Origin of the sequence: Jeotgalibacillus sp. R-1-5s-1, from assembly GCF_004405105.1 — a bacterium.
Classification (GTDB): domain Bacteria; phylum Bacillota; class Bacilli; order Bacillales; family Jeotgalibacillaceae; genus Jeotgalibacillus.
In genome coordinates this window covers 1-11,757 of record NZ_SORW01000025.1, presented here as the reverse complement: position 1 = coordinate 11,757, position 11,757 = coordinate 1, and the positions used below count along the sequence as shown (strand labels likewise).

The window sequence follows — 11,757 nt, the reverse complement described above, 5'->3', positions numbered from 1 at the left end:
CCTTCATTATACAAATAAAACATGTATAACAGAGGAACCAGAGAAAAATCTGGTTATCTATACTATACGAGCGAAGGAATGACCCGGCCCGGATTTTAAAAACAAAACTCTAACAAAACCCCTGACTATTCAGGGGTTTTTCCCATTTTCAATATTCAATCATATTCCATTCTGCTACAATAACAATAGAATCACAGATACCTACCGGGAGGGATTGAAATGAACTATCAGTCAGAATACGAAAAATGGGCAAACTTTGATACTTTAGAAGAGGAAATCAAACAAGAGATTCATTCCATCCAACATAACGAAAAAGCAAAAGAAGACGCTTTTTATAAAAACCTTGAATTCGGAACCGGTGGCATGCGCGGGGAAATTGGCGCAGGTACGAACAAAATGAATACGTATACAGTGCGTAAGGCCGCAGAAGGTCTTGCAAGATACATAGAAAAACATGGTGAAGAAGCCAAATCGCAGGGCGTTGTGCTCGCGTATGACTGCCGACGGAAATCTCCTGAATTCTCAATGGAGATTGCCCGTACACTTGCTACACATGGGATTCAGACATATGTATTTGAATCATTGCGCTCTACACCTCAACTGTCATTTGCAGTGAGATTCCTCAAGACATTTATGGGAGGCATGACAACGGCCAGTCACAACCCTCCTGAATATAATGGATTTAAAGTGTATGGTGCAGACGGTGCCCAGCTGAATCTTGCTGATGCAGACGCTGTTATTGCTGAAATTAATGCCATTGAAAATGAACTGACGATTGAAGTGGATGCTGTTGAGTCACTGAAGGAAAAAGGCTTGATCAAAATCATTTCAACAGAAGTCGATGATGCATATGCAGAGCATCTGATCACGGTTTCTGAAAAGCCGCAGATGTCAAAAGAAACCGATCTGAAGGTGGTATTTTCTCCGCTGCACGGTGCTTCGAATATGATGGTGCAGCGCGGCTTAAAGGCACTTGGTTATGATGTGCACGTGGTGAAGGAGCAGGAGCAGCCGGATTCAGAATTCACAACGGTTAAATCTCCGAATCCTGAAGAGCCGGGTGCGTTTGAATATGCGATTCGTGACGGAAAAGAAATCGGAGCAGACCTTCTTATTACAGCAGACCCGGATGGAGACCGCCTCGGCCTTGCTGTTAAAGGCCCGGATGGCGAGTACATTCTACTCACAGGAAACCAGACAGGAGCACTGCTGCTTGATTATCTTTTAGCACGTAAAAAAGAGAAGGGTCAGCTTCCTGACAACGGCCGCGTATTCAAAACGATCGTAACGTCAGAAATCGGCCGGAAAATTGCTGAACACTATGGTGCAACCGCTGAGGATGTGCTGACAGGGTTTAAATTTATCGGGGAAAAAATTAAAACATACGAAGCAACAGGCGAATATTCATTCCTGTTTGGTTATGAGGAAAGCTACGGCTACCTTGTAAAAGACTTTGCACGTGACAAAGATGCCATTCAGGCTGCGCTCCTTGCGACAGAAGCGGCTGCTTATCATAAGTCTCAGGGCAAAACACTGTATGAAGTCCTGCTGGCCTTATTTGAACAGCACGGATATTATCAGGAAGGGCTTGAATCACTTACGCTTAAAGGAAAAGATGGTGCCGATCAGATCCAGACCATCCTGTCGTCCTTCCGTCAGGAGCCACTAACAGAAATCGCCGGTCTGAAAGTAGAAGCACAGGAAGATTACCAGACATCAAGACGCCTAAACGCAGACCAGACAGAACTGCAAATCGAACTTCCATCATCAAACGTATTAAAGTACTTCCTAGAAGACGGCTCATGGGTATGCGTACGTCCAAGCGGAACCGAACCAAAAGTAAAATTCTATTTCAGCGTCATCGGTTCAAGCCTCGACGACAGCGAACATAAACTAAATCACGTAAAAGCATCCTTCATGGAAAAAGTTCACTCGTTTATTTGATCTGAATATTTGAAGGTTTTGGTGTAGTTTCAGGGATGTACTATTTACTTTTTGAAAAATATATAAAGTGCCGGGGACATCCGAAGACTCCTGTGGCGGAAAGGGTCAGGTGAACCCGACTGTGCGAAGCGCAGGCGGGTTCACCGCCCGGCCACGGAAAGCGAAGGATGTCCCCGGCACGTTTCTATTAATATCATCATGCGGGCGGGACAAACTCTTATTTAGAGATTGTCCCGCCTTAACTGTTTATTCATCCTTTTGACTGAACAAAACCTCATCAAAAGGAAGGATAACGCTTTTCAAAAAATTTCTTTATAATGAAATAGAATGGGGGAAAGTCATGAACAATCCATCACATGTTGTAATTTTAAAAGAAATCGCCGAATTACTGAACGAAGAAACAGAACTTGAATCCATGCTTGAAGGAGCATTAAAAAAATTCCTTGACGGAACAGATTTTCACGCCGGATGGGTATTTTTTATAGAAGAGGATGGCAGGCATTCTTTAATCGCACATCACCACCTGCCGGAAGCACTGCTTGAAAAAGACTGTTATTTCATGAAGGCAGGCGGTTGCTGGTGTGTGAACCGTTTTAAACGTGGCAGCCTGAAAAAGGCATCCAATATTATTGAATGTAAGCGGATTGTCGAAGCGGTAGACCGGAAGCGTGAAAGTACGGATGGTATCACGCATCATGCAACCGTCCCGCTACAGTCAGGAAATGAAAGGTTTGGCCTGCTGAATGTCGCAACGCCGGGAAGAAGGGAATTTGGTCATGAAGAACTGGCCCTTCTTGAATCGGTTGCTTTTCAGATCGGTTCAGCCATTAAACGAATTCAATTAACGAAAAAAGAACAGGAAATCGCGCTCATGCAGGAGAGGAATCGCCTTGCCCGGGACCTGCATGACTCAGTTAACCAACTCCTCTTTTCAATGACACTGACGGCCCGCGGCGGAGCGGAAATGACTGAGCAAAAGGAAGTCAAGGAAACGTTTCATGGTCTGCAATCACTTGCCCAAGAAGCACTGACTGAAATGAGAGCGCTGATCTGGCAACTGCGTCCTAAAGGAGTGGAAGGTGGAATCAGTGAAGCGGTTAAGGGTTTCGGTGAAATACTCGGCCTGACAGTGGAAGTAAAAGTGAGTGGTGTGTTAAATCTACCGGCAAGAGTGGAAGAAGCGATTTTCAGAATCACCCAGGAAGCAATGACCAATTGTAAAAGACATGCCGGAATAGATGAAATTTTCATCTGGATTGAGGCATTTGAAGACAGAATCAGCCTGATCATCCGGGATTTTGGACAGGGTTTCTATACCGATCACCTTGACAGGCTTCCGTCAATCGGGATATCAAGCATGAAAGAGCGTACAAGAATATTAAATGGCACATTCCATATTCAGAGTGCACCTGGCAAGGGAACACAGATTCAGATTAGCCTGCCATATTGAAGGAGTGATAAGAATGGCGATCAAATTACTGATTGCAGATGACCACCACGTGGTGAGGAGAGGACTCGTCTTCTTTTTAAAAACGCAAAAAGATATAGAAATCGTAGGGGAAGCGAAAAATGGTCTGGAGGCTGTTGAACTCGTCAAAAAATTACAGCCGGATATTGTCCTGATGGACTTAATCATGCCTGAAATGGATGGGATTGAAGCGACAAGGGAAATCAAGCGTGCACTTCCTGGAACCGAGATCATGATGCTGACAAGCTTTTCAGACCAGGATCATGTGATACCAGCCATTGAGGCGGGAGCAGCCGGTTATCAGCTGAAGGACATTGAACCGGACGAGCTGGTTGAATCGATCAGGAAGCTGATCAAAGGTGAAAACACCCTTCATCCAAAGGCTACAAATCAGCTTTTATCAAGAGTGAACCAAAAAGAGCCATCCCCACACGAGCTGCATCAGCTAACAAGAAGAGAAAAGGATGTACTGCTTGAGCTCGCAAAGGGAAAAAGCAACAAGGAAATCGCATCTGCTTTATTCATTACTGAAAAAACAGTCAAAACGCACATCTCCAACCTATTTTCCAAGCTCGAAGTATCAGACCGGACACAGGCAGCACTCTACGCTGTCCGTCACGGTCTTGCCTCACCCGGAAAGTAAGAAGAGGGACAGCACCCGGTCTTCAATAGACCAGGTGCTGTCCCTTTTCTGCAATCATACTTCTGCCATCAGGGAATATGCTGATAAAAAAGAGGTGAGGCAGTGAGTACAAAAGATTTGTATTATGCGATTGATGAGATTACTGAAGTGGCGAAGGGATTCGGCCTTGATTTCTATCCGATGAGGTATGAGGTATGCCCTGCTTCTGTTATTTATACGTTTGGGGCATACGGAATGCCGGTGCGCTTTTCTCATTGGAGTTTTGGAAAACAGTATCACAAAATGAAGCTGCAGTATGATCTGGGCCTTAGTAAAATATATGAGCTCGTCATTAATTCCAATCCCTGCTATGCTTTTTTGCTCGATACAAATACGCTCATTCAAAATAAACTGATCATTGCCCATGTGCTTGCACACTGTGATTTCTTTAAAAATAATGTCCGTTTTCAAAACACAAACCGGGATATGGTGGAGCGGATGGCTGCATCATCTGAGAGGATTAAATTTTATGAGCATAAATACGGGCGTCACGAAGTTGAAACTTTTCTCGATGCGGTCATGGCGATTGAAGAACATATTGACCCGGGGCTGATCAGAGCAGAGAAAAGTACAGAGGAAGAACCAAAAGGAGTGAAGAAAATTCTGCCTCCTTACAGTGATTTATGGGATGAAGAGAAAAAAGATCTGCCGATTCAGAAGAAAAAGATGTTTCCGGAGGAACCTGAGAAAGATCTGATGCTGTTCCTTCAGCAGCACAGTAAGGAGCTCGAGGAATGGCAGCGGGATATTATGACGATTATCCGGGAGGAAATGCTCTATTTCTGGCCGCAGCTTGAAACCAAAATCATGAATGAGGGCTGGGCGTCCTACTGGCACCAGAAGATTATGAGAGAGCTGCCGTTAACGGAATCTGAAGCGATAGAATATGCGAAATTAAACGCAAATGTCGTGCAGCCGTCCAAAACGCAAATCAACCCTTACTATCTCGGTATTAAGCTTTTTGAAGACATTGAAAAAAGATGGGATGAAGAGGATGGTGCAGGAGCCGGACGGGGGAAAATCTTTGAAGTAAGAGAGCTTGAATCAGACCAGTCTTTTATCAGAAATTTTATGACGAAAGAATTTGTTGAGACAGAAGATTTATATGTGTTTCAGCAAACTGGCCGTGACTATAAAATCATCGATAAAAAATGGGAGGGGATCCGTGACGAACTCGTTCATTCGAGAGTGAACGGAGGATTCCCTTATATCGTGGTTGAAAATGGTGATTATTTAAGAAACGGTGAGCTTTATCTGAGGCATCAATATGAAGGGGAAGAGCTTGATACTACTTACCTTGAAAAAGTACTCCATCACATTTACCGGATTTGGGGCAAAACCGTCCATCTGGAAACAGTGATTCATTCGAACCCGGTTTGTTATACATGCAGTGGCAGGGCCGTTTATAAAAAGAATGTGGATAAATAATTCATACACAAACGTAAAAAGTTTGTTAAAGGGTGAGCAGATCAATTGAATTGATCTGCTCACCCTTTTATAATTATCTCGTATTCGAGATGTTTAAAATTATGTGTCTCGGTTATAGTAATAAAAGTGACTAATAAGCATAAAAGGAGTTTTTCAACATGAGAGTATTACTCGTCAAAGCGAATAACCGTCCGTCCGATCAGTCAGTGTCAGCAAGAATGCATGATCTTTTCCTTGAGGAAATTAAAAATAACGAAGAGATTACAGTCGATCAGGTCGATTTATATAACGAAGAGCTTCCATATATCGGACAGGATTTTCTTGCAGCTCAGTTCAAGCAGGCAGAAAATGCCCAGCTTACAGAAGCTGAAGAAAAGGTATTAACGATTGCTAATGGCCACCTTGAGCGTTTCAAGCAGGCAGATGTTGTCGTATTTGCCTTCCCGCTATGGAATTTTACAGTACCGGCTGTGCTTCACACGTACATGGATTACCTGTTCCGCGCAGGAGAAACATTCAAATACACAGCTGAAGGTCCACAGGGGCTAATGGGAGACAAGCGTGCGATCCTACTTAATGCACGCGGTGGAGACTACTCAGCTCCGGCCATGCAGGGTGCTGAAATGAGCCTCAACTTCATCAAAAATGCGCTTGGATTCTTTGGTATTCAGAAGCAGACGGATGTTGTCATCGAAGGTCACAACCAATACGTTGACCGCACAGAAGAAATTAAAGAAGAAGGCTTTAAGCGCGTCGTTGAAACGGCTAAAGACCTAGTTGCAGTAGCAGCACGATAATCAAAAAGGTGCTCCCGAATTCCGGGGGCACCTTTTAAAATATACGAATCATAACAAAGAATGAATCCAGATGGCTGCGATTCCGATTCCTAAAATAAAGTAATTTTGAATGCCCCCGGCTTTTTCTTCTCTTCCCGCGACTTCTTCCAAACGTTGAACCAACTCATCAAAACGCTTCGCTTTCATGATAATCGACTCCGTTCATATGAAGATATAAGCAGAACTTCAAGCCTCAGGTTATTTAGATGTGTAATTAGTATAATCTATAAAGTAAACGCTTACAAACGAAAGGTGAAAATCGAATTTTGAATAAAAAAGGCTGTAAAACAATTAGATTCGTTTTACAGCCTTCTCAATTATTTGATTAATGACCAGTCAGTTTTGCATTTGTTTTATCATGAATGGAAAGTTGATTGACGAGCTCTGTACTTTCTTTATTTAATCCTGTCAATTCAACCTGTAAGCCCTGCTGCTTCAGTTTGATTGCGACCTTATCAACGGCGTTGATCGCGGAATCATCCCAAAGATGGGCATTCGTAAAGTCGAAGATGACTTTTTCAATCCCGTCAGTCTCATAATCAACCGCCATCACAAATTCTGTGACGGAAGCAAAAAACAACTGACCATCCACCTTGTAAACTACAGTAGATGCTGCATGGTCGAGTTCTTTTTGAACATGAACCTTTGAGATCTTGGAAGCGAAGAATATCGCACTTAAAAGAACGCCGGCCAACACCCCGATTGAAAGGTCATGTGTAATCACAACCGTAACAACCGTGACAATCATTACAGCCGCGTCAGATCTCGGTACTTTGTGGAGGCGTGTTAATGAGTTCCAGTCAAATGTACCAATCGATACCATGATCATGACTCCGACAAGAACGGCCATCGGTATTTGAACAACAAGATCTGTCAGGACGATAATTAGTGTCAGTAAAACAATCCCTGCAGTAAAGGAAGACAATCTTCCGCGTCCACCTGACTTGACGTTAATCACAGCCTGCCCGATCATCGCACAGCCAGCCATACCGCCAAAGCAGCCCGTAACCATATTCGCGATTCCCTGACCACGCGCTTCTTTATTTTTATCACTAGGTGTGTCTGTCATATCGTCTACAATCTGAGCAGTCAGAAGGGATTCAAGTAATCCGACAACGGCCAGCGATAAAGAGTAAGGAAGAATAATCATCAACGTTTCCATATTAAATGGGACATCAGGGAAAAAGAAAGTAGGAAGTGCCTGCGTGATGGTTCCCATATCTCCAACCGTCTTTGTTCCAACTCCCGTAATCATCACAAATGCTGTGACAACGATAATCGCAATAAGCGGGGAAGGAATGGCTTTAAAAAATCTCGGAACTAAATAAATAATGGCAAGCGATACAGCAACAAGTGCATACATCACCCAGCCGGCACCTTCAAACTGTTCCAACTGAGCCATGAAAATTAAAATCGCCAGTGCGTTTACAAACCCGATCATGACTGAATTCGGAATAAAGCGCATCAGCTTTCCTAATTTTAATACACCCATAATCAGCTGAATAATACCTGTTAAAATCGTGGCTGCAAACAAATACTGTAAGCCGTGATCGGCAACAAGTGTTGTCATAAGAAGTGCCATAGCACCTGTTGCACCTGAAATCATTCCAGGGCGTCCGCCGATAAATGCAATAACCACTGCGATACAGAAGGCAGCATAAAGCCCGACCATAGGATCTACTCCAGCAATGATCGAAAAAGCAATTGCTTCAGGAATCAGTGCAAGGGCAACAAGCGTACCGGACATGATGTCGCCCCTCACATTCCCAAACCACTCCTGTTTATATTGTGCTAAATCCAACTTTGCATCTCTCCTTATTCAATTTTTTTGTTTGACTTTCCACTCTCAGAAAAGTCAGGGTCCGTTGATAACGAGGAGATTATAGCACAATGAGAATTTATAATCAGATTGATGTAAGCGCATTAACAAAACAATTACTCTCATATACTGTTATTTTCTTAATATATCTATCCTTGTTCATAAAAAAGAAGGGATGGATAAAAAGTTTTTTCTGAAAATAAAAAACATCAAACTCCAGATGAAAATCTTCCATTGGAGTTTTGATGTTTAAATATCAGGCTCAATATGCACGAGTACCTCAGTGTGAGGATGTCTTTCCTTTAAAGAAGCTTCAATTTCCTCTGTAATATCATGACTTTCTATGACATTCAGGTCCGGATTGACTTTAATCGTCAGATCAATGAACATCATGTTACCATGTGTCCGTCCTTTTATTTCTTCAATGGATCTCACCCCGGGAATATCCGAGACATTAAGCGTGATATCCTGCACTTCCTCCTGATCAAAACCGTCCGTTAACGTATGAATCGCATCTTTAAAAATGCCGATTGCCGTCTTTAAAATAATCAGTCCCACAATCAGGGCAGCTAACGGATCCAGCCACAATACCCCGAAAATACTTCCGAAAATCCCGATCGCGGCCCCGATACTGACAAGTGCATCTGAACGGTTGTCCTGAGCAGCTGCAAATAATGAGGAGCTTTTTATCGCTTTAGAGAGTCTTAAATTATACGCATACACGCCGAACATGACGATCGCACTTCCGATGGCTGTCCAGGCTGCCAGCACGCTCGGCGGTTCTGTTGCTCCTCCCTGAAGAAGGAGAGATCCAGCCTGTACCAGAACCTGAACTGCTACAGCTGTCATGATAAAAGCGGCAGCAAAAGAAGCAATGGATTCTGCCCGTAAATGTCCATAGTGGTGATTTTTATCAGGTGGCCTTCGTGAGATACGGAGACCGATCAGCACAGCAACGGAAGCGATGACATCTGTGGAGTTATTTAATCCGTCTGCTCTTAATGCCTCTGAACCGGTCACGGTCCCGACAATGAGTTTAATAGCAGACAGGACAAGGTACGCTCCAATACTGATCCATGCCCCGCGTTCACCCTTTTTTAAATTATCATATAAATCCATAAACATGGCCTCCGGATCAATTAAGATGTTGGTAATTAAATCGTAGCAGACGTGCCCTGAGTGGGTCTATAGCAACGTTGTAAGCTGAAGCCATGCTTATTGTGACGAGAAAAATAAGTTGACCAAAGGCAAGGGAATTCTGAAAATAGTGACGTTTTTATATAAAAAAGACCGTCCATTAGGACAGTCTTTCATTAAATCAGATTTTATATACGCGTGCTTCATAAGGTTTTAAGACAAGGGTAGACGCAGGGCCATGCTTTTTGACTTCAAGGTTGCTTAGAAGCAGATTTTCATGCTCAACTTTAAAATCCAGATCTTCCATCACAGCATCTTTAACAGAAAGGTTTGTGATCACAACGACCTTCTCATCATTAAGAGTTCTCGTGTACGCATAAATCTGGTGATGATCAGGAAGCAGCAGATCATAAATGCCGTAAGTGAAAATCTCATGTTCTTTTTTCAGGGCAATCATTCTCTTGTAGAAAGAAAGCACAGATCCTTCATCTTTCAACTGATCTTCTACGTTGATCTCCGTGTAATTCGGATTCACTTTCATCCACGGAGAGGAAGTGGTGAAGCCTGCATATGCTTCATTTGACCACTGCATTGGTGTACGGCTGTTGTCACGTGATGAAGCCCACAGAATACGCATAATATCCTGATGCGGAACACCTTCCTCGCGGCGCAGACGGTACATATTCTTAGCTGATACATCGTCGTAATCGTCAATTGATTCAAACTGAACATTGGTCATACCGATTTCCTGACCCTGATAAATGAATGGTGTACCCTGCATCAGGAAGTACATCGCTGCCATGGATGTCGCACTCTCATACCAGAACTCATCATCGTTACCCCATGTTGAGACAACACGCGGCTTATCATGGTTCTCAATAAACAAAGCGTTCCAGCCGTCTTTCTCAAGCCCTTTTTGCCAGCTTGACAACACGTTTTTCAGTTCTACAATGTCCAGGTCAAGATTGGTCTCAGCATCCCACAGGCCAAGGTGTTCGAATTGGAAGATCATATCCATCTTACCTTCTTCTTCACCAACCCAAAGGTCTGCTTCATCAATAGAAACCCCATTGGCTTCGCCGACCGTCATCACATCATAATTGCCATACGTTTTTTCTTTAAATTCCTTTAACAGAGGCTGAATGCCTTTTTGATTCATATGCATGTCGAAAGAAGAAACGTATTTTTTCTTCTTCGGATTTGGCATGTCAGGGAACCCTTTACGTTTTTTAATGTGGCTCACTGCATCAATCCGGAAGCCGTCGATTCCTTTATCAAGCCACCAGTTCACCATGTCATAGATTGCCTGACGTGCTTCAGGGTTTTCCCAGTTTACATCCGGCTGCTTAGTAGAGAAGACATGGAGGTAGTACTGGTCCGTTTTTTCATCATATTCCCATGCAGAGCCTCCGAAAATACTTTCCCAGTTATTCGGCTCACCGATTGTTTTTCCTTTTTTATCTTTCTTACCATCGCGCCAGATGTACCAGTCGCGTTTTGGGGAATCCTTCGATTCACGTGATTCAACGAACCACTTGTGCTCGTCACTTGTGTGGTTTGGAACGAAATCAATGATTAATTTCATTCCGCGTGCATGAACTTCTTCCATTAACTGATCGAAGTCATCCATCGTCCCGAAATCATCCATGATTGCCTGGTAGTCAGAAATGTCGTATCCGTTATCATCGTTAGGGGATTGATACATCGGGCAGATCCAGATCACATCAATTCCTAAGTCTTTTACATAGTCAAGACGTGAGATGATTCCCTGCAGGTCACCAATCCCGTCACCGTTTGAATCCTGGAAGCTGCGCGGGTAAATCTGATAGCCCACGGCTTCTTTCCACCATATTTTTTTCATAAGGCACCTCCATCATTTATGCAATCGTTTGCACTCACGGTAAATAAAAAAACGGAGCCTGTAGTCCGTTGATCGGCAAACTTATTTTCACTTTTATACCCGTTTATTTTACCGCTTACATTTTGATTTCGCAATGGTTATTTTAATGTTTTTTAAATTTGGTTAAGGATATAGGTAGAAGGTGAAAAGAGAGCCGGTCCGGACTCATCCTGGGCTTTCCTTTGTCTAGCTCAGGCGACTAGACTGTGAATTCGTCAAAACGGTACTTTTGGTTAATGATATGTGGATATTGTAAATAAAAAGGAAATTTATATACGTTTGTCGAAAAGTATGATTAGTGTTAGGTTCTCAAAGTCCATCAAAACAGCTCATCATTCTAACGATTTAAGAGATATAAAATTTGAAAAGAATTTTCAAAGTGCGAAATCAAATTGTATGAAAAAACAGGAGGTAATGAATTGGATAAAAAAATAACATTCATTCTGGGGTCATTATGAACTGCACCCTGTCAAGTAGACAGTAAAAAAGAAAAAAGGTTAGAACTACGCTACGGCCTGGTACCGGTACTCCATCGGTGCCAGG

9 protein-coding genes are annotated in these 11,757 nt (G+C 43.0%); 5 read left to right on the top strand and 4 right to left on the bottom strand.

The window, feature by feature from the left end:
- Positions 1-219: 219 nt before the first annotated feature.
- The 5 genes from E2491_RS10965 to E2491_RS10945 all read left to right on the top strand — a co-directional run bounded on the left by E2491_RS10965 (position 220) and on the right by E2491_RS10945 (position 6,319).
- On the top strand, positions 220-1,944 hold the full coding sequence (locus E2491_RS10965) for a phospho-sugar mutase (RefSeq protein ID WP_134375692.1): 1,725 nt from the start codon (positions 220-222) through the stop codon (positions 1,942-1,944).
- A gap of 340 nt (positions 1,945-2,284) precedes the next feature.
- Positions 2,285-3,394, top strand: a complete 1,110-nt coding sequence (locus E2491_RS10960) for a GAF domain-containing sensor histidine kinase (RefSeq protein ID WP_134375691.1) — start codon at positions 2,285-2,287, stop codon at positions 3,392-3,394.
- Positions 3,395-3,407: 13 nt separating this feature from the next.
- Positions 3,408-4,055: a response regulator gene (locus tag E2491_RS10955; RefSeq protein ID WP_134375690.1), complete on the top strand. Its 648-nt coding sequence runs from the start codon at positions 3,408-3,410 to the stop codon at positions 4,053-4,055.
- 102 nt (positions 4,056-4,157) lie between these two features.
- Positions 4,158-5,522, top strand: coding sequence for a SpoVR family protein (locus E2491_RS10950; protein WP_134375689.1), 1,365 nt, complete (start codon positions 4,158-4,160; stop codon positions 5,520-5,522).
- Between the two features lie 158 nt (positions 5,523-5,680).
- Positions 5,681-6,319, top strand: a complete 639-nt coding sequence (locus E2491_RS10945; RefSeq protein ID WP_134375688.1) for an FMN-dependent NADH-azoreductase — start codon at positions 5,681-5,683, stop codon at positions 6,317-6,319.
- Between the two features lie 48 nt (positions 6,320-6,367).
- Here the strand turns inward: E2491_RS10945 and E2491_RS17495 are convergent, their stop codons facing one another.
- From E2491_RS17495 to E2491_RS10930, 4 genes are all read right to left on the bottom strand, one after another.
- Positions 6,368-6,505, bottom strand: a complete 138-nt coding sequence (locus tag E2491_RS17495) for a hypothetical protein (protein WP_166805854.1) — start codon at positions 6,503-6,505, stop codon at positions 6,368-6,370.
- A 178-nt stretch (positions 6,506-6,683) separates the two neighbouring features.
- Positions 6,684-8,159, bottom strand: coding sequence for a SulP family inorganic anion transporter (locus tag E2491_RS10940; RefSeq protein ID WP_244093942.1), 1,476 nt, complete (start codon positions 8,157-8,159; stop codon positions 6,684-6,686).
- Positions 8,160-8,426: 267 nt separating this feature from the next.
- On the bottom strand, positions 8,427-9,296 hold the full coding sequence (locus E2491_RS10935) for a cation diffusion facilitator family transporter (protein ID WP_134375687.1): 870 nt from the start codon (positions 9,294-9,296) through the stop codon (positions 8,427-8,429).
- 199 nt (positions 9,297-9,495) lie between these two features.
- Positions 9,496-11,175, bottom strand: a complete 1,680-nt coding sequence (locus tag E2491_RS10930; RefSeq protein ID WP_134375686.1) for a glycoside hydrolase family 13 protein — start codon at positions 11,173-11,175, stop codon at positions 9,496-9,498.
- Positions 11,176-11,757 lie beyond the last annotated feature (582 nt).